This is a genomic window from Streptomyces sp. NBC_00038 (assembly GCF_026343635.1).
GTDB lineage: Bacteria > Actinomycetota > Actinomycetes > Streptomycetales > Streptomycetaceae > Streptomyces.
Genome location: NZ_JAPELQ010000001.1, coordinates 2,158,743 through 2,176,837 on the forward strand (window position 1 = coordinate 2,158,743; position 18,095 = coordinate 2,176,837).

At 69.8% G+C, this 18,095-nt stretch carries 15 protein-coding genes; 4 read left to right on the forward strand and 11 right to left on the reverse strand.

All coding sequences use genetic code 11. The annotated features are described in order from the left end of the window. The first annotated feature begins 91 nt into the window (after positions 1 to 91). The 4 genes from OG219_RS10045 to atzF all read left to right on the forward strand — a co-directional run bounded on the left by OG219_RS10045 (position 92) and on the right by atzF (position 6,818). Positions 92 to 916, forward strand: a complete 825-nt coding sequence (locus OG219_RS10045; protein ID WP_266825025.1) for an urea amidolyase associated protein UAAP1 — start codon at positions 92 to 94, stop codon at positions 914 to 916. Then, positions 913 to 1,512, forward strand: a complete 600-nt coding sequence (locus OG219_RS10050; protein WP_266825027.1) for an urea amidolyase associated protein UAAP2 — start codon at positions 913 to 915, stop codon at positions 1,510 to 1,512. The genes OG219_RS10045 and OG219_RS10050 overlap by 4 nt, the downstream gene beginning before the upstream one ends. Continuing rightward, on the forward strand, positions 1,509 to 5,033 hold the full coding sequence (locus tag OG219_RS10055; RefSeq protein WP_266825029.1) for a 5-oxoprolinase/urea amidolyase family protein: 3,525 nt from the start codon (positions 1,509 to 1,511) through the stop codon (positions 5,031 to 5,033). Before OG219_RS10050 ends, OG219_RS10055 begins: the two co-directional genes overlap by 4 nt. A gap of 111 nt (positions 5,034 to 5,144) precedes the next feature. Then, on the forward strand, positions 5,145 to 6,818 hold the full coding sequence (gene atzF, locus OG219_RS10060; protein ID WP_266825031.1) for an allophanate hydrolase: 1,674 nt from the start codon (positions 5,145 to 5,147) through the stop codon (positions 6,816 to 6,818). A gap of 240 nt (positions 6,819 to 7,058) precedes the next feature. Here the strand turns inward: atzF and OG219_RS10065 are convergent, their stop codons facing one another. From OG219_RS10065 to pafA, 11 genes are all read right to left on the reverse strand, one after another. Beyond that, positions 7,059 to 9,920, reverse strand: a complete 2,862-nt coding sequence (locus OG219_RS10065; RefSeq protein WP_266836049.1) for an RNA helicase — start codon at positions 9,918 to 9,920, stop codon at positions 7,059 to 7,061. Between the two features lie 40 nt (positions 9,921 to 9,960). After that, positions 9,961 to 10,851, reverse strand: coding sequence for a diacylglycerol kinase (locus tag OG219_RS10070; protein ID WP_266825033.1), 891 nt, complete (start codon positions 10,849 to 10,851; stop codon positions 9,961 to 9,963). 31 nt (positions 10,852 to 10,882) lie between these two features. After that, positions 10,883 to 11,833, reverse strand: a complete 951-nt coding sequence (gene tatC, locus OG219_RS10075) for a twin-arginine translocase subunit TatC (RefSeq protein WP_266825035.1) — start codon at positions 11,831 to 11,833, stop codon at positions 10,883 to 10,885. A gap of 47 nt (positions 11,834 to 11,880) precedes the next feature. Beyond that, entirely contained in the window at positions 11,881 to 12,174 is a 294-nt protein-coding gene (tatA, locus tag OG219_RS10080; protein ID WP_266825037.1) for a Sec-independent protein translocase subunit TatA, read from the reverse strand. 239 nt (positions 12,175 to 12,413) lie between these two features. Then, a complete protein-coding gene (locus tag OG219_RS10085) occupies positions 12,414 to 12,608 on the reverse strand; it encodes a hypothetical protein (RefSeq protein ID WP_266825039.1) in 195 nt (64 codons plus the stop codon). A 20-nt stretch (positions 12,609 to 12,628) separates the two neighbouring features. Further along, a complete protein-coding gene (locus OG219_RS10090) occupies positions 12,629 to 12,889 on the reverse strand; it encodes a hypothetical protein (protein ID WP_266836050.1) in 261 nt (86 codons plus the stop codon). A gap of 95 nt (positions 12,890 to 12,984) precedes the next feature. Next, positions 12,985 to 14,013, reverse strand: a complete 1,029-nt coding sequence (locus tag OG219_RS10095) for a YafY family protein (RefSeq protein WP_266825041.1) — start codon at positions 14,011 to 14,013, stop codon at positions 12,985 to 12,987. Between the two features lie 16 nt (positions 14,014 to 14,029). Then, positions 14,030 to 14,983 (reverse strand): YafY family protein, encoded by a 954-nt coding sequence (locus tag OG219_RS10100; RefSeq protein ID WP_266825043.1) that lies wholly within the window; start codon positions 14,981 to 14,983, stop codon positions 14,030 to 14,032. 169 nt (positions 14,984 to 15,152) lie between these two features. Then, on the reverse strand, positions 15,153 to 15,524 hold the full coding sequence (locus tag OG219_RS10105; protein ID WP_266825045.1) for an FKBP-type peptidyl-prolyl cis-trans isomerase: 372 nt from the start codon (positions 15,522 to 15,524) through the stop codon (positions 15,153 to 15,155). A 69-nt stretch (positions 15,525 to 15,593) separates the two neighbouring features. After that, positions 15,594 to 16,598, reverse strand: a complete 1,005-nt coding sequence (locus OG219_RS10110) for an FKBP-type peptidyl-prolyl cis-trans isomerase (RefSeq protein ID WP_266825047.1) — start codon at positions 16,596 to 16,598, stop codon at positions 15,594 to 15,596. Between the two features lie 130 nt (positions 16,599 to 16,728). After that, on the reverse strand, positions 16,729 to 18,090 hold the full coding sequence (gene pafA, locus OG219_RS10115; RefSeq protein ID WP_266467065.1) for a Pup--protein ligase: 1,362 nt from the start codon (positions 18,088 to 18,090) through the stop codon (positions 16,729 to 16,731). Positions 18,091 to 18,095: the final 5 nt, after the last annotated feature.

The following is an 18,095-nucleotide window of genomic DNA, read 5'->3' on the forward strand; positions in this document are numbered from 1 at the left end:
CTCCCCGCTCCTAATTTCTGTCGAGCGACAGAAATGTCGAGCGACGGAAATGACGTCGCTGGACTGAAACCCCGGAGCCGGAGGACCCGCGATGGCGACAGCAACCCCATACGGAGCACGCGCCCACGCCCGCTCCCAGGACGGGACCCGCACCGAGGCCATGCCCGTCGTCCCGGCCAGCGGCTGGCCCGCGCCGCCCTGCGAGGCCGGCCACCTGGTGTGGGCGGAGACCGTGGCGGGCGGCAACTACACGCACCGGGTGCTGGCCCGCGGCACCGAACTGCGCCTCACCGACCTGACCGGCGACGCCTGCGCGCATCTGCTCCTGCACGTCGCCGACCGCCCGTGGGAGCGCCTGAACGTGGCGGACACGGTCAAGGTCCAGTGGAACGCGTACCTCGGCGAGGGGCAGCTCCTCCTGTCCGACCAGGGCCGCGTGCTCGCCTCGCTGATCGCCGACACCTCCGGACGGCACGACGCGCTGTGCGGCACCTCCACGCTCGTACGCAATACCGCGCGGTACGGGGACGGCACGCCGCAGTCCGCGTCCCCGGCCGGGCGCGAGCTCTTCAAGCTGGCCGCGGCCAAGAACGGACTCGAACCGCGCGATCTGCCGCCCTCGCTCTCCTTCTTCCAGGGCGTGGGGGTACGCGACGACGGCTCCCTCGACTTCACCGGCTCGGCAGGGCCTGGCGGCAGCGTGACCCTGCGCGCCGAGCAGGACGTCACCGTGCTGATCGCGAACGTGCCGCATCCGGCCGATCCCCGTCCGGAGTACGTCAGTTCACCGCTGGAGGTGCTCGCCTGGCGCTCGGAGGCGACCAAGGCGGGCGATCCGCTGTGGGAGGCCACGCCCGAGGGCTGCCGTGCCTTCCTGAACACCGCCGAATTCCTTGCCGCGAGGGGGCTCATATGAAGACCGTGGAAGTACCGGCCCGCGCCGCCTGGTCGTCCGTCGTGCGCGAGGGCGGGACGCTCACCATCACCGACCTGCACGGCAACCAGGCAGTCGACTTCCTGGTGTACGACGCCCACGACACGGCCGTCCGCTACAGCGCGCCGGACACGATCCACGCGCAGGGCAACCTCTTCCTCACCACGGGCGGTGTGCTCATGTCCAACGAGCACACCCCGCTGATGACCGTCGTCGAGGACGAGGTCGGCAGGCACGACACGGTCGGCGGCGCCTGCTCCAAGGAGTCGAACACGCTCCGGTACGGGTATCACACCTGGTCGCAGCACGCGTGCGTGGACAACTTCCTCGCGGAGGGCGCCAAGTACGGGCTTGGCAAGCGGGACCTGGTCTCGAACATCAACTGGTACATGAACGTGCCGGTCGAGAAGGACGGCACCCTCGGCATCGTCGACGGCATCTCTGCCCCGGGGCTGAAGCTGACCTTGCGCGCCGAGCGCGATGTGCTCGTCCTGGTCTCCAACTGCCCCCAGATCAACAACCCTTGCAACGGCTTCGAGCCGACCGCGGTCCAGATGACCCTTGGGGCTCCGGAATGACCTTCGACACGCTGCTCGTCGCCAACCGGGGCGAGATCGCGGTCCGGATCATCCGGACGGCCCGCGAACTCGGCCTGCGCACGGTGGCGGTGTACTCCGATCCGGACCGCTCGGCACCGCACGTACGGCTGGCCGACGAGGCGGTGCGGCTCGGCCCCGCGCCCGCCAAGGAGTCGTACCTCGACGCCGAGCTCGTCCTCAAGGCGGCGATGGAGACCGGCGCCGGGGCGATCCACCCGGGGTACGGCTTCCTCTCCGAGGACGCGGACTTCGCGCGGCGCTGCGAGGAGGCGGGGATCGTGTTCGTGGGGCCGACGCCGGAGCAGCTGGAACTGTTCGGGGCGAAGCACACGGCGCGAGCGGCGGCTCAGGCGGCCGGAGTGCCCCTGGCGCCGGGCACTGGGCTCCTCTCCGGCCTGGCAGAAGCCCTTCTCGAAGCCGGGCGCATCGGCTATCCCGTGATGCTCAAGGCCACCGGCGGTGGCGGTGGCATCGGTATGTCGGCATGTCGCTCAGCCGATGAACTGACCGAGGCCTGGGAGAGCGTGCAGCGCGTCGCCGCGGCCTCCTTCTCCTCCGCCGGGGTGTTCCTGGAGCGGCTGGTGGAGCAGGCCCGCCATGTGGAGGTGCAGGTATTCGGCGACGGCCGGGGCCGCGTGGTCACCTTCGGCGACCGCGACTGCTCGCTCCAGCGCCGCAACCAGAAAGTGCTGGAAGAGGCTCCCGCACCCGGACTCCCTGCCTCCGTACGTGAGCAACTCACCTTCGCCGCACGTGACTTGTGCGCGTCGGTCGGCTACCGCTCGGCCGGAACCGTCGAGTTCGTGTACGACGCCGCCCGCCAGGAGGCGTACTTCCTGGAGGTCAACACCCGTCTGCAGGTGGAGCATCCGGTCACCGAGGAGATCTACGGGGTCGACCTCGTCTCCTGGATGCTGCGACTGGCGCGCGGGGAGTCCGATGTCGTACGTGACCCCGGGGCGCCCCGGGGTCACGCCGTCGAGGCACGGGTGTACGCCGAGGACCCCTCGCGCGAACACCGGCCCAGCGCGGGCCTGTTGACGCGCGTCGAGTTCCCCGGCGGCGTCCGCGTGGACGGCTGGGTGGAGACGGGGACGGAGGTCACGACCTCGTACGACCCCATGCTCGCGAAGGTCATCGCCTACGGCTCGGACCGGGCGCACGCGCTGGAACGGCTCGACGAGGCGCTGGCCAGGACCCGCGTCGACGGCATCGAGACGAACCTCGGACTGGTGCGCGCGGCACTCTCGGAGAGGTCCTTCCGGGCCGCGACGCATTCGACGGCGACGCTCGCCGAGGTCTCCGATCCGACACCGCGCGTCGAGGTCGTCTCGGGCGGCACGCTCACCACCGTCCAGGACTGGCCCGGCCGCACCGGCTACTGGCAGGTCGGGGTGCCGCCCTGCGGCCCGATGGACGACCTGTCCTTCCGGCTCGGCAACCGGGCCCTCGGCAACCACGAGGGGGCACCGGGTCTGGAGTGCACGCTCCAGGGACCGGCCCTGCGCTTCACACACGCCACGACCGTCTGCGTGACGGGTGCTCCGGCGGCGGTCACCGTGGACGCTACGACGGTCGCGCAGTGGGAGCCGGTCACGGTGCCGGCGGGGTCCGTCCTGGAGGTCGGCACCCCCACCGAGCACGGTCTGCGCACGTACGTGCTCTTCGCGGGCGGCGGCCTGGACGTGCCCGCGTTCCTGGGCAGCGCGTCCACCTTCACGCTGGGCCGGTTCGGCGGGCACGGTGGGCGGACGCTGCGGACGGGAGATGTACTGCACGGGGGCGCGGTGGCCTCCGGTACTGCGGTGGCGGCTGCCGACCGACCGGTCTTCGCGGCGCGCTGGCACATCGGCGCGCTCGAAGGCCCGCACGCCGCCCCGGAGTTCTTCACCGAGGAGGACATCCACGAGTTCTACGCCGCCGACTGGAAGGTCCACTTCAACTCGGCGCGCACGGGCGTACGGCTGGTCGGCCCGAAGCCCCGCTGGGCGCGCAAGGACGGCGGCGAGGCAGGCCTGCACCCGTCCAACATCCACGACACGCCCTACTCTGTGGGCGCCGTCGACTACACCGGCGACATGCCGGTGCTGCTCGGCCCGGACGGCCCCTCGCTCGGCGGCTTCGTCTGCCCCGCGACGGTCGTCAGTTCGGAGCGCTGGAAGCTCGGGCAGCTCCGGCCCGGTGACACGGTCCGCTTCGCGCCGGTCGCCGACGACGGCTCGGCGCGGGCCGCGATCGTCGACGGCGGCATACTCGCGCGGGACGGCGACGTGACGTACCGGCGCTCCGGCGACGACAACCTGCTGGTCGAATTCGGTCCCATGCAGCTGGACCTGGCCCTGCGCATGCGGGTGCACGCGCTGATGGAGGCGGTGGCGGGCGCCGAGCTGGACGGGGTCACGGACCTCACCCCGGGCATCCGTTCCCTGCAGATCCAGACGGATCCGCGGCGGCTCCCGCAGCGCGAACTCCTCGCGTCCGTACGGCAGATCGTGGCGACGCTCCCACCCAGCGACCAACTCGTCGTCCCCTCCCGCACGGTCCACCTCCCCCTCTCCTGGGACGACCCGGCCACCCGCGAGGCGATCGCCCGCTACATGGCGGGCGTCCGCGACGACGCCCCCTGGTGCCCGTGGAACATCGAGTTCATACGGCGCGTCAACGGCCTCGACTCGGTGGACGACGTGTACCGGACGGTCTTCGACGCGGAGTACCTCGTACTGGGCCTCGGCGACGTCTACTTGGGCGCGCCGGTGGCGACACCCCTTGACCCGCGCCACCGCCTGGTCACCACCAAGTACAACCCGGCGCGCACCTGGACCGCCGAGAACTCGGTCGGCATCGGCGGCGCCTACCTCTGCATCTACGGCATGGAGGGTCCCGGCGGCTACCAGTTCGTCGGCCGTACGACCCAGGTGTGGTCGCCCTGGCAGCAGCGCGGCGCGTTCGAGCCGGGCTCGCCCTGGCTGCTGCGCTTCTTCGACCGCGTCAAGTGGTACCCGGTCGAGCCCGACGAACTCCTAGACCTGCGCGCCGACATCATCTCCGGCCGCTTCGTCCCCAGGATCGAGGAGGGCGAGTTCTCCCTCGCCGCGTACGAGTCCTTCCTCACCGAGAACGCCGACTCGATCGCGGAGTTCCGGGCCCGGCAGGGCGGCGCGTTCTCCGCGGAGCGGGATGCGTGGGAGGCAGCGGGCGAGTTCACCCGGGCGGAGTCCGCGTCCACTCCCGCGGCTCCCCCCGCCGAGGTGACCGTCCCCGAGGGCGGCCGCCTGATAGAGGCCGAATTCGCCGCGTCGGTATGGCAGCTGAACGTCCGGCCCGGCGACGAGGTGACCCTCGGCCAACCCCTCCTGGCCCTGGAGGCCATGAAGATGGAGTCCAGGGTCCCCGCCCCGATGAACGGCGTGGTGACCGAGATCCTCACGAAACCGGGAGACCAGGTGGAGGCGGGGACGGCACTGATGGTGCTGGCGCCGGCGGGTCCGACGGTGTCTTGAAGTCCCTTCCAGGGTGTGGTGTGTGGGCAGGCGTTCCGCAGGGCGGAACGGGTGGGCACACACCACCCACCGGCCCGCAGTCGAACACGAGACCCCAGCCAAGGAGCACCGATGTCAGCCGTCACCCGAGTCCAGAGGGCATACGCCCGCATCGAGGCCACCGACCGCCCCGAGGTCTGGATCGACCTGCGCCCCCAGGCGGAGGTCGAGCAAGAGGCGAGGAGCATCGACGAACGCGTCGCCGCAGGCGAGCACCTCCCCCTCGCAGGCAAGCTCCTCGCCGCGAAGGGCAACATCGACGTGGCAGGCCTCAAAACCACCGCCGGCTGCCCGGCATACGCGTACACCCCAGAAGGCGACGCGCCAGCAATCGCCCGGCTCCGAGCCGCCGGCGCGATCATCCTCGGCACCACGAACCTGGACCAGTTCGCCACGGGCCTGGTCGGCACCCGCTCCCCCCACGGCGCGGTACGCAACGCCTACGACCCGGCCAGGATCAGCGGCGGCTCCAGCTCAGGATCGGCCGTCGCCGTAGCCCTGGGAATCGTCGACCTCGCCCTCGGCACGGACACCGCAGGCTCGGGCCGGGTCCCCGCCGCCTTCAACGGCATCGTCGGCCTCAAGCCGACCCGCGGCCTGGTGCCGACGACCGGCGTCGTCCCCGCCTGCGCCTCCCTCGACTGCGTGACCGTCTTCGCCCGTACGCTCCCGGAGGCCGAGCAGGCCGTCGCGTACATGACTTCCCCATCGGAACGCGAGCTCCCGGCACTCCCCCAACGGACGCCGGGCCCATGGCGCATCGCCGTCGCCTCCACGGCGCAGCTCGGGGAACTGGACGAGGGCTGGGCGGAGGCGTACGCAGCAGCCGCGGCGCAACTCACCGCGGCCGGCGCCGAGTTGCGCACCATCGACCTCACCCCGTTCACCGAGGCCGCCGCGATGCTCTACGAGGGCGCGTTCGTCGCCGAGCGCTACACCGCCGTAGGGAGCTTTGTCGACAAGTTGATCACCGAGGGCGGCGAGGGGCTCGACCCGACCGTCGCGGGAATCATCACCCGCGCCCGGGACATCCCGGCCCACCAGCTGTACGCCGACCAGGACCGACTGACGGACCTCCGTACCCGCGCCCTCACCCAACTCGGTGAGGCGGACGCCCTGTTGCTGCCGACCGCCCCCGGCCACCCCACCCTCGCCGAGGTCGCCGCCGACCCACTGGGCGCCAACGCCCGCCTGGGCCGCTTCACCAACTCCACGAACCTCTTCGACCTGGCCGCGGTCGCCGTCCCCGCGGGCTTGGTGAACGGCCTGCCCTTCGGCGTGATGCTGATCGGCCCGGCGTTCACCGACGAACGCCTCGCCCGGATCGCGAGCCTGCTCCAGCCGCAGCTCCGGATCGCGGTAGTGGGCGCACACCTGTCCGGTCAGCCGCTCAACCCCCAGCTCCTCTCCCTGGGCGCGGAGCTGGAACGTACGACAACCACGGCCCCCGTCTACCGCCTGCACGCGCTGCCCACCACGCCGCCCAAGCCGGGCCTGGTCCACGTCAGCCCGCAAGGCCCGGGCGCCACCATCGAGGCCGAAGTCTGGCGCCTCCCCGCCGAGGGCCTGGGACACCTGCTCGCCGAACTCCCCCGCCCGATGACCCTGGGCCGCGTCGAACTGACCGACGGCAGCCAGGTACCCGGCTTCCTGTGCGAACCGTCCGCACTCGAAGGAGCGGAGGACATCACGGGGTACGGAGGCTGGCGCGCCTACCTCCGCTCTATTAGCCCCTCCGGCGTTTGAGGAGCGGGGGTCCAGGGGGCACGGCTCTTAGCGGGGGTCCAAGGGCCGCAGCCCCTGGCCGGGATCCAAGGGGCGCAGCCCCTGGCGGGGGTCCAGGGGGCAGCGCCCCCTGGCGGGGCCTGGGGCGGAGCCCCAGAAGGACGGGAAGGGTAGGGGCGGAGGGGGCGAAAAACCTCCCCGGCTCCCCCACCCACCCGCACCGCACAACCCACCGCCTACCGCCCCGCTCCCCTCAACCGGTCACCCGACCGACGAGTAGGCCACCACACCCCGCAACAGCCCATCCACCGCCTTACGCGCGTTCTTCGCAACCGACGAACCGGCCGCCCCGGAAACGGGCGCCGCGGCCGAGATCTGCCCCAGCACATCAATGACCTGCTTGCACCACCGCACAAAGTCACCCGCAGGCATCTCCGCCTCCCGCAGCACCTCGTCGAGCCCCTTGCCGGAAGCCCACTCGTACGCGGCCCAGGCAAACCCGAGATCCGGCTCGCGCTGCCCGACCCCCTCGGTCTGGGTGATCCCGAAGTCCTCCTCAAGGGCGTCGAGCCGCCCCCAGATCCGCACCATCTCGCCCAGCGCGGCCTTCGCCTTGCCCGACGGAACCTTCGGCGCCATCGCATCGTCGGCGACCCGCGACTCGTACACCAACGCCGAGATGCAGGCGGCGAGTTCGGGAGGGCTCAGTCCCTCCCAGACCCCGGCCCGCAGGCATTCGCTGGCGAGCAGGTCGAGTTCGCCGTACAGCCGCGCGAGCCGCTTGCCGTGTTCGGTGACCTCGTTGCCCCGCAGGTAGTCGAGCTCGGTGAGGAGCGCGACGATGCGGTCGAAGGTGCGGGCGATGGTGTTCGTCCGACCCTCGATACGACGCTCCAGCTGCGAGGTGTCACGCAGCAGCCGGTGGTAGCGCTCGGCCCAACGGGCATGGTCCTCACGGTCGTTGCACCCGTGGCAGGGGTGCGCCCGGATCGCCGTGCGCAGCCGGGCGATCTCGCGGTCGTCGGCGGCCTCGGCACGCTTCTTGCGGTGCCGGTCGGCGACGATGTGCCCGGCCTTGGTGCGCAGCGCGGACGCCAGATCGCGGCGGGACTGCGGCGAGCGCGGGTTGAAGGACTTCGGGATCCGCATCCGCTCCAGTGCCTCGACCGGCACCGGGAAGTCCATCGAGGCCAGCCGCTTGACCTGGCGCTCGGCGGTGAGCACCAGCGGGCGCGGCCCGTCGTGGTGCTCGAAGCCACGGTGGCCGTTGGACCGGCCGGCGGGCAGCCCGGGGTCCAACACCAGGGCGAGACCCGCGTACTTGCCGGTGGGTACGTGGATGACATCGCCGGGCTTGAGCTTCTCCAGCGCGACGGCCGCCTCCGCGCGCCGCTGTGCCGCGCCCTGTTTGGCCAGCTCGGTCTCGCGGTCCTTGAGCTCGCGGCGCAGCGTCATGTACTCCTCGAAGTCCCCGAGGTGGCAGGTCATCGACTCCTTGTAGCCGTCGAGCCCTTCCTCGTTGCGCTGCACCTGCCGGGAGATCCCGACGACCGACTTGTCGGCCTGGAACTGCGCGAAGGACGTCTCAAGGAGCTCGCGCGAGCGGTGCCGCCCGAACTGCTCGACCAGGTTGACCGCCATGTTGTACGACGGCTTGAAGCTGGAGCGCAGCGGGTATGTGCGGGTGCCCGCGAGTCCCGCCAGGTGATCGGGGCTGATGCCGCGCTGCCAGAGCACCACCGCGTGGCCCTCGACATCGATGCCGCGGCGTCCGGCGCGACCGGTCAGCTGGGTGTACTCGCCGGGCGTGATGTCGGCGTGCTGTTCGCCGTTCCACTTGACGAGCTTCTCCAACACCACCGAGCGGGCAGGCATGTTGATGCCCAGCGCGAGGGTCTCGGTCGCGAACACCGCCTTCACCAGGCCGCGTACGAACAGTTCCTCGACGACCTCCTTGAACGTCGGCAGCATGCCCGCGTGGTGGGCCGCAATGCCGCGCTCCAGGCCCTCGAGGAACTCGTAGTACCCCAGGACGTGCAGGTCCTCGGTCGGGATGGAGGCCGTGCGCTCCTCGACGAGTTCGCGCACTCTCACGCGCGCCTCTTCGTCGTTCAGCCTCAGGCCCGCGTACAGGCACTGCTGGACGGCGGCCTCGCAGGCCGCGCGGCTGAAGATGAACGTGATGGCGGGCAGCAGTCCTTCGGCGTCGAGCCGCTCGATGACCTCGGGCCTGCTCGGCGTCCACACGCGCGAGCGCTGTCTGCGCTCGCGCTCCCGGTCCGCCTCGCGCATGGCGCGGCCCCGTTTGCGGTCCTGGTACGACGGGCGGCTCGCCTCCATCCGCGCGAGGCGCGTGAGGTCGGGGTTGACGGCCTTCTTGTGGCCCTCGCCCTCCTCGAAGAGGTCGTACATCCGGCGCCCGGCCAGCACATGCTGGAAGAGCGGCACGGGCCGGTGCTCGGAGACGATCACCTGGGTGTCGCCGCGCACGGTGTCCAGCCAGTCGCCGAATTCCTCCGCGTTCGACACCGTCGCCGAGAGCGACACCAGTGTCACCGACTCGGGGAGGTGGATGATCACTTCCTCCCAGACGGCCCCGCGGAACCGGTCGGAGAGGTAGTGCACCTCGTCCATCACGACATAGCCGAGTCCGAGGAGGGTCTGTGAACCCGCGTACAGCATGTTGCGCAGCACCTCGGTGGTCATCACGACCACCGGAGCCTCGGAGTTGACGCTGTTGTCACCGGTGAGCAGGCCGACCTTGTCCGCGCCGTAACGGCGGCAGAGATCGGCGTACTTCTGGTTGGAGAGCGCTTTGATCGGCGTCGTGTAGAAGCACTTCTTGCCCTGCTGGAGGGCGAGGTGGACGGCGAACTCGCCGACGATCGTCTTGCCCGAGCCTGTGGGCGCGGCCACGAGCACACCCTTGCCCGATTCGAGTGCCTGGCAGGCCTCGATCTGGAAGGGGTCGAGGCCGAAGTCGTACATCTCGCGGAAGCCGGCGAGAGCGGTGGCCTGCTCGACGGCGCGCTTCCGTGCTGCCGCGTACCGCTCGGCCGGGGAGAGGTCCTCTGTCATCGTGCTTTCGAGACTACCGGGAGGCACTGACAACAGGACGATCAATATCCGGATCCGCACCTGTGAAACCGGGAATCCCCGCAGCTCAGGGAATCGCCACCCGCACAGCACCGCGCACACACGCAGCCGTGAGCGGCAGCGGGCCCAGCGGCTCCCCGTCCGCGTACCCCGTGACGCCCTCGGCGACAAGCTCCACTTTGGCCGCCCGGTGCACGGCGACCTTCGGATGATCGAGATGCGTACCCCGGTAGACCCTCGGAAACACCTTGAGGAGAGTCGTCCGGCTGCAGTCCCCGACCACCGTGACGTCGAACAGCCCGTCGCCCAGATCCGCGCCCGCGCAGATCTTCATGCCGCCGCCGTACGACGATCCATTGCCGACCGCCACGAGCGTCGCCTCGATCTCCTGGACCGCGCCGTCGTCGAGCGTGATCCGGTAGGGGATGGGCTTGAAGGCGGCCAGTTCCGCGAGCATCGCGAGGTCGTACTTGAAGCGGCCGGTGGGCCATCTCATGCGGTTTCCACGGTCGTTGACCCGGGAGTCGAAGCCGGAGGCGAGGACGGTGCCGAACCAGGTGCCGCCGACCCGCCCCAGGTCGACATCGCGCAGCCGTGCCCCCTTGAGCGCCTCGGCGATCAGCCGCCCGGCGGCCGCCGGATCACGTACGGGCAGGCCCAGGGCCCGCGCGAAGTCGTTCCCGGTGCCGACGGCGACCAGGCCGAGCGGGGTGCGCGTCCCGGCGACGGCCTGCAGGGCCAGATTCGCCATGCCGTCGCCTCCGACGGCCACCAGGGCACCCGTTCCGTCCGCGACCGCTGCACGCGCGCGCGTGAGGGCGTCTGCGGCGTTCTCGCCGAGGACCGTACGGACGGAGAACCCCGCCGCGCGCAAAGCAGAAGCGGCCGGCTGCGCCGCGTGGGCGCCCCGGCCGCGTCCCGCGGTGGGGTTGACGAAGAGGGTGATCTCGCTGGTCACAAGCCTGACCCTACGAGTTCTCCGCGCTTGGTCAGGTCACGTCGTCATAACCGTTGACGCGGTCCGAGCTCGCCTGCTCCGGCAGTGCCGCCCGGCTGGCCGACACCGTCTCGACCTCGCCGATGGCCTCGGGGGTGAGATCCAGTTCGGAGGCTTCGTCGTCGGCCGGTCCCGCGGCGTCGCGGCGGCGCCTGCGCCGGTCGTTCAGCAGCGAGAAGGCGACCGCGCCGAAGTACAGGATCCAGATCGGACCGGCGAGCGCCAGCATGGTCAGCGGGTCGGTGCTGGGCGTGGCCACGGCCGCGAAGACCGTGATGCCCATGATCATGCCGCGCCACCAGCCGAGCATCCGCTTGCCGGTGATCGCCCCGGTGAGGTTGAGGAAGACCAGCAGCAGGGGCAGTTCGAAGGAGAGGCCGAAGACGAGCACCATGCGCGTGACGAGGTCGAGCAGATCGTCCAGCGGCAGGAGGTTGTCGGTACCGCTCGGGGTGAATTCGATCAGCACCCTCGCCGTGGTGGGCAGTACCGAGTACGCGAAGTAGGCACCGCCCAGGAACAGCGGGGCACCCGTGCCGACGAACGCGTAGGCGTACTTCTTCTCGTGCCGGTGCAGACCGGGGGCGACGAAGCCCCACAGCTGGTAGAGCCAGACCGGCGAGGCCAGGACGACACCGGCCATCAGCGACACCTTCAGCGCGAGAGTGAAGGGGGTGAGCAGACCGTTGATCGTGATCTGCGCGCACGGCTCGGTGGACGTCGACTTCGCCAGTTGCTCGAAGCTCTGCTCACAACCGACCGAGTCGAGGATCGGCCTGGTGATGAGGTTGATGATGTCGTTGTAGAAGAAGGCGGCGACGACGGTGACAGCGACGATGGCCAGCATCGCCTTCGCAAGCCGGTTGCGGAGCTCACGAAGGTGTTCCGCGAGGGGCATCCGCCCCTCGGGATCCTTCTCCTTCTGGCGGGCAGGCTTCAGCAACCCACGTTCCCATCTCGTGCGGCGGGCCGGAGGTCACCGGCCCTGCGTCAGCGCTTGGTCGTCGAGTCCGTCGGCTCGGTGACCGGGCGGGAGCTGGTCACGTCGCCGGGTGCGGCCTGGATGGTGCGCTGAACCGGGGGCTGCTCGTCGGTGGCCGGCGGGGCGGCCGGAGCGGCGGCCGTGTCCTGGCCCTCCGTCTTCATGGCCTTGGCCTCGCTCTTCAGGATGCGCGCGGACTTGCCGAGGGAGCGCGCCATGTCCGGAAGCTTCTTCGCGCCGAACAGCAGGATGATGACGACGAGGATGAGAATGATCTCGGGAGCGCCGAGCCTTCCGAACATAAGTCTTTACCTTCTCACCGAGGCGGCATGGAATGGGGGCTGTCCGATCGGTCGGACATGTGTCCGACCGTCGCGCTGACAGCGATCGTAACGCTCAGGGGTAAACGCGGGGCAATCCCTGTGCGTACTCCCAGTTCGCGACCCGCGCCTCGTTTATCCGGGCCGCGACCAGCAGCGTACCTGCCGTTGCCACCAAGGTGACAGGGCGAAAGCCACTCAAAGCCCGGCGAACCCGTGACTCACAGCGCATCCACAGAGCGTGCCGTGGTCACGGCCGCGCGCTCCAGGTCCTCGGCGGCCCTGCCGATGCGCTGCGCGGAATCGGAAACCTGTCGTCCCAGACGCTCCGCTTCGAGGAAGACACGGACAGCGAGCACGCCGAGAACGGCGATTCCCAGGAAACCCACAGCGATCGCAAACATCGGCCAGAACATGACGCCGACCCTAGACCTTCCTAGCCGGTCGAGTGCAGGCGCAGGGTCCGGACCCCGCCCCCGGTGAGGAGTTCGACGATGCGTTCACCGGCGGGCTTGCGGACGGCGGCCCCGCACTCCGGGCAGGTGAAGGAGTAGAACGTGGTGCGGCTGGAGGCGCCGATGGCCAGCATCAGGGCGCTCGCCCTGAGCTCGAAGTGAGTCCGGCAGTCGGGGCAGCCGGCCCTGAACACCGTCTCGACCACCCTTCTCATCCCGGCGAACGCGGTCACGACCGTCATCTCCGGCCCGCCCGAGGACACACCGGACCGCTCCGAGGCTCCGGCCCTCCCCGCCACACCGGTCTTCTCCGACGCACCAGACATCGTCGACGTGCTCAAAGCCCCTGCTCCTGCCTGTCGTACGGCCCGTCCTGAGCTCCCTGTGGCACGTCGTAGGCCGCGAGGGCCTCGCGGGCCGCCTGCTGGGCACTGTCCGCGAGATCCTGCGGCGACACGATCCGGCCGTCCCGGCCCAGGCGCAGCGCCAGCCGTCGCAGCGACGTGGGATCGGGGGTCCGCAGGGTGATGCGCAACCCGCCGTCCGGCAGCTCGTCCGCGCTGTCGTGCGGGTAGTACTCGGCGACCCAGCGTCCGCCGGGGCCGACCTCCACGACCACCTCGGGGTCCTCGGCCGCCGGCTGCACCAGCCCCTCGGAGAGGTCCCGCATCTCGATCTCGGGCGGCGCGGACGGCTCGTCCAGGATGCGGATCTCGGCGACACGGTCCAGCCGGAAGGTGCGGCGCGCCTCCGAGCGGCGGCACCAGGCCTCCACATAGGTGTGGCCGACGCTGACCAGGCGGATCGGGTCGATCTCGCGCTCGCTAAGCTCGTCGCGCGAGGGCGAGTAGTAGCGGATCCACAGCCGGCGCCGCTCCGAGATGGCCCGGTCGACGTCCGCGAAGACGCCGCCCTCGGATTCGAAGGTGACCGAGAGCCGGGAGCTGGCCCCGGCCGCCTCGCCGGAGGCGGCCTCCACCTTGGCGGTGGCGCGCAGCAGTGCCTGCCGGTCACCCTCGCGCAGTCCTGGCAGTGTGGAGACCGCGCGGGCGGCCACGAGCAGCGCGGTCGCCTCGTCGGCGGCGATCCGCAAGGGCTCGGCCGCGTCCGCGCCGAGGGCACCCGGGTTCCGCCACCAGATCCGGTCACCGTCGGTGTCGATGTCGAGCAGATCGCCGCCGCGGAAGCTGGTCCCGCACAGCGGCAGCACGTCGAGGTCGGAGATCAGCTCGTCCTCGGTGATCCCGAAGGCCCGGGCAACATCGCTGACGCGCGCGCCGGGGCGCTCGCGCAGATACGTCACCAGGGAGAGCATCCGCCGGGTCTGGTCGATCGCGTTCGTCGGCCTGGCCGGTTTTCCTGCCACTTTCTTACGTTCCCCCTCAGCCCTTGGCCACGGCGCGCAGCCGGTCCACGACGTCCGCCCGCAGCTCGGACGGTTCCAGGACCACCACATCGGGCCCGAACTCGACCAGCCAGGCGTCCAGACCGTGCCCGTACGGAATCTCCAACTCGTCCCAGCCGCCCTCCAGTTCCCGTACGGAGACGGCCTTGGCCCGCAGCGGGTAGCCGGCCCCGGTGCGCAGCCGGATGAGCGCGGAGCGGTCGGCGATCTCGCCGGCCCAGCCCGCGACCGTCTCGCGCACGGTGACGACATCGGGCACCTCGGCGGTGTACCGGCCCGCCCGGGTGCGGACCTTGCCGGTGATCCGCGAGAGCCGGAAGACGCGCTCGGCTCCGCGGTCGCGGTCCCAGCCCGCCAGGTACCAGTGGCCGCGCCAGCATTCCAGGGCCCATGGTTCGACATGGCGGGGTTCGGGGCGTACGGCGGTGGCCTTGCGGTAGTCGAAGGAGACCGGGCGGCGGTCGCGGCAGGCGAGCATCAGCGGCTCGAAGGCCGCCTCGTGCACGGGGATGTGCGGTTCCAGCGCGCCGTGAGGCTCGTACGGGTCGACGTCCTCGGGCAGTCCCGCGGCGCGCAGCTTCTGCAGGGCGCCGCTCGCGGCACCCGCGAGGCGGGCCTGCTGCCAGACCTTGGCGGCGAGCCCGAGGGCGGCGGCCTCCTCGGCGTCCAGCGTGATGGCCGGCAGCCGGTTGCTGTCGCGGCGCGCGAGATAGCCGACCTCACCGTCGAGGTTCTCCACCGTCTCGATGACCAGGCCGAGTTCGCGCAGATCGTCCTTGTCGCGCTCGAACATCCTGTTGAAGGAGTCGTCCGAGCTCGCCTCCAGATAGGCCTCGATGGACTCGCGAAGTTCGCGCTTGCTGAGCGGCCGCCGTGTCCCCAGCAGACACAGCGCCAGGTTCATCAGCCGCTCGGCCTTGGCAATGGCCATCGACGCCCTTCCTATGGTGCTTCCGACCGATGACCGTACCGCTCCGGACAGTCGTGGCAAAAGCCGAGGGCCCATGCCCGGACAGGCATGGGCCCCAGATGATCAAGTCCGGTCAGACTTCGCCAGATGATGTACGAAGATCGGACTGTGACCCTCGCGATCCTCTCGATCAGACCGCGACGAGGTCGCAGACGAAGATCAGCGTCTCGCCGGGGCCGATCCGGCCACCGGCGCCGCGGTCGCCGTACGCGAGGTGCGACGGGATGACCAGCTGGCGGCGGCCGCCGACCTTCATGCCCTGCACGCCCTTGTCCCAGCCGCTGATGACCTGGCCGACGCCGAGCTGGAACTCGAGCGGGGTGCCGCGGTTCCAGGAGGCGTCGAACTCCTCGCCGGTGGAGAAGGCCACGCCCACGTAGTGGACCTTGACGAAGTCGCCGGCCTTGGCCACCGCCCCGTCGCCCTCCCAGATGTCCTTGATCTCGAGGTCCGCCGGGGGCTCGCCGCCCGGGAAGTCGATCTCGGGCTTCTCGATGCTCACGTCTCTAGCTCCTGCTTGTTCGCGTAAAGGCCTTAAAGCAACACCGACAGTCTCACATCCCCGAAGGCGTTACATCTTCGCCAGGATGTCGACCGTGAAGACCAGCGTGGAGTCCTTGCTGATGCCACTTCCCTCCGGCGGGCTGTCGCCGTAGCCCAGGCTCGGCGGGACGACGATCAGGACACGGCTGCCGACCTTCTTGCCGGTCAGACCCTGGGCCCAGCCCTTGACGACCTGCGTCAGCGAGAACGACGTCAGCGCGTCCCTGCTGTACGTCGAGTCGAACTCCTTGCCGTCGGCCCACAGCACGCCCTTGTACTGCACCAGGACGGTGCTGTCGGCCGCGAGCTCCGCGCCGTCGCCCTCGAGGATGTAGTTCGCCACGAGCTTCGTCGGGGCGTCCGACTTCGGTACGTCGATGGAGGGGGCCTTGCCATCGGTGTTGGTGCCGACCTTCGGAAGGTCGATGTTGTCCTGCGCGACCGTCTTGCCCGCGGCGGAGCTCTTGGAGTTGAAGGTGTTCTGGATGTCGACGACGAACACCAGGGTGTCGGTGCCCTTGATACCCGCCTGCGTGTTCCCCTCCGTGCCGTAACCCCAGGTCGGCGGCACGGCCATCTCGACACGGCTGCCGACCTTCTTGCCCACCAGGCCGTAGCGCCAGCCGTCGATGATGCTGCCCTGCGCGAGCTGGATGAGCAGCGGCGTCTTGCGGTCGTAGGAGTTGTCGAAGACCTTCGCCGTCGCCCAGACCTGGCCGAGGTAGTGGGCCTGCACGTAGTCGTTCTCCGCGACCGTCTTGCCGCTGCCCGCGATGACCGTCTTGACGGCCAGGTCCTTCGACGGGTCACCGCTGCCCTTGGCGACGGTCGGCTTCTCACCGAACTTCGTACCGGCCGTGATGCCGGGCAGCGGACCGTCGACGATCTTCGGCGGCGGTGCCGCCGAGGCGGAGGCCGAAGCCGAAGCCGACGGGCTGCTGCTGGACTTGGCGGTGTCCGAGTCGTCGTCACCGCATCCGGCGAGTGTGACAAGTCCAGCGGGTACGGCTAGAAGGAGTGAGCGTCGGCGCACGGTGGGGGCCCTCGTATCGGTCGATCTTGGCTGATGGAGTGCGCGCAACTCTACGACGTGAGAAGGGCGCCGTACGGAAAACGTACGGCGCCCCGCGTTGCGTTCCGCAATCATGGCCGGAACACTCGGCTCACATTCCCGCGATCAGCTTCTCCACCCGGTCGTCGACACTGCGGAACGGGTCCTTGCACAACACGGTGCGCTGTGCCTGGTCGTTGAGCTTGAGATGCACCCAGTCGACCGTGAAATCCCGGCGCTGCTCCTGAGCACGCCGGATGAAGTCCCCGCGCAACCGGGCCCGAGTGGTCTGCGGGGGCACGGACTTGCCCTCGAAGATCTTCAAGTCGTTGCAGATGCGGGCGGCTTGCCCCTTCCTCTCCAGGAGGTAGTAAAGACCTCGCCGACGGTGGATGTCGTGGTAGGCGAGGTCTATCTGCGCAACGCGCGGGTTGGACATGGTCATGTTGTGCTTCGCCCGGTACCGCTCGATGAGCTGGTACTTCATGACCCAGTCGATCTCGGTGCCGATGCGGTCGAGGTCCTCGGACTCGATCGAGTCCAGCGTGCGACCCCACAGCTCCAGAACCTGCTCGACGACTCCGGTACGGATACCGCGGCGCTCCACGAAGTCCACGGCCTTCTCGTAGTACTCGCGCTGCACGTCCAGCGCGGAGGCCTCGCGGCCGCTGGCCAGACGCACCTTGCGCCGGCCCGTGATGTCGTGGCTGACCTCGCGGATCGCCCGGATCGGGTTCTCCAGGGTGAGGTCACGCATCACCGTGCCCGCTTCGATCATGCGCAGGACGAGGTCGGTCGCTCCGACCTTGAGGAGCATGGTCGTCTCGGACATGTTCGAGTCGCCGACGATGACGTGCAGCCTTCGATAGCGCTCGGCGTCCGCGTGCGGTTCGTCACGTGTGTTGATGATGGGCCGGGAGCGGGTCGTAGCGGAGCTGACGCCCTCCCAGATGTGCTCGGCACGCTGGCTCACGCAGTACACGGCGCCACGCGGAGTCTGCAGCACCTTGCCTGCACCGCAGAGGAGCTGCCTCGTGACGAGGAACGGAATGAGGATGTCCGCGAGCCGGGAGAACTCCCCGTGCCGGGCCACCAGATAGTTCTCGTGGCACCCGTAGGAGTTGCCTGCCGAGTCGGTGTTGTTCTTGAACAGATAGACGTCGCCCGCGATTCCTTCCTCGTGCAGGCGTCGTTCGGCGTCTACCAGGAGTCCTTCGAGAATGCGCTCGCCGGCCTTGTCGTGGGTGACCAGTTCGGTCACGTTGTCACATTCGGGTGTCGCGTATTCCGGATGTGATCCCACGTCGAGATAGAGGCGGGCACCGTTCCGCAGAAAGACATTGCTGCTGCGGCCCCATGACACGACACGGCGGAAGAGGTACCGCGCCACTTCGTCGGGAGACAGGCGACGCTGTCCCCTGAACGTACACGTGACGCCGTACTCGTTCTCCAGCCCGAAAATGCGGCGGTCCATGACTG

What these genes read in the sequence shown, in the direction of transcription:
- OG219_RS10090 (WP_266836050.1), bottom strand. Translation starts at nt 12,889, where the DNA reads ATGACGGTCGTGACCGCGTTCGCCGGGATGAGAAGGGTGGTCGAGACG.
- OG219_RS10085 (WP_266825039.1), bottom strand. Translation starts at nt 12,608, where the DNA reads ATGTTCTGGCCGATGTTTGCGATCGCTGTGGGTTTCCTGGGAATCGCC.
- atzF (WP_266825031.1), top strand. Translation starts at nt 5,145, where the DNA reads ATGTCAGCCGTCACCCGAGTCCAGAGGGCATACGCCCGCATCGAGGCC.
- OG219_RS10100 (WP_266825043.1), bottom strand. Translation starts at nt 14,983, where the DNA reads ATGGCCATTGCCAAGGCCGAGCGGCTGATGAACCTGGCGCTGTGTCTG.
- OG219_RS10055 (WP_266825029.1), top strand. Translation starts at nt 1,509, where the DNA reads ATGACCTTCGACACGCTGCTCGTCGCCAACCGGGGCGAGATCGCGGTC.
- OG219_RS10050 (WP_266825027.1), top strand. Translation starts at nt 913, where the DNA reads ATGAAGACCGTGGAAGTACCGGCCCGCGCCGCCTGGTCGTCCGTCGTG.
- pafA (WP_266467065.1), bottom strand. Translation starts at nt 18,090, where the DNA reads ATGGACCGCCGCATTTTCGGGCTGGAGAACGAGTACGGCGTCACGTGT.
- OG219_RS10045 (WP_266825025.1), top strand. Translation starts at nt 92, where the DNA reads ATGGCGACAGCAACCCCATACGGAGCACGCGCCCACGCCCGCTCCCAG.
- tatA (WP_266825037.1), bottom strand. Translation starts at nt 12,174, where the DNA reads ATGTTCGGAAGGCTCGGCGCTCCCGAGATCATTCTCATCCTCGTCGTC.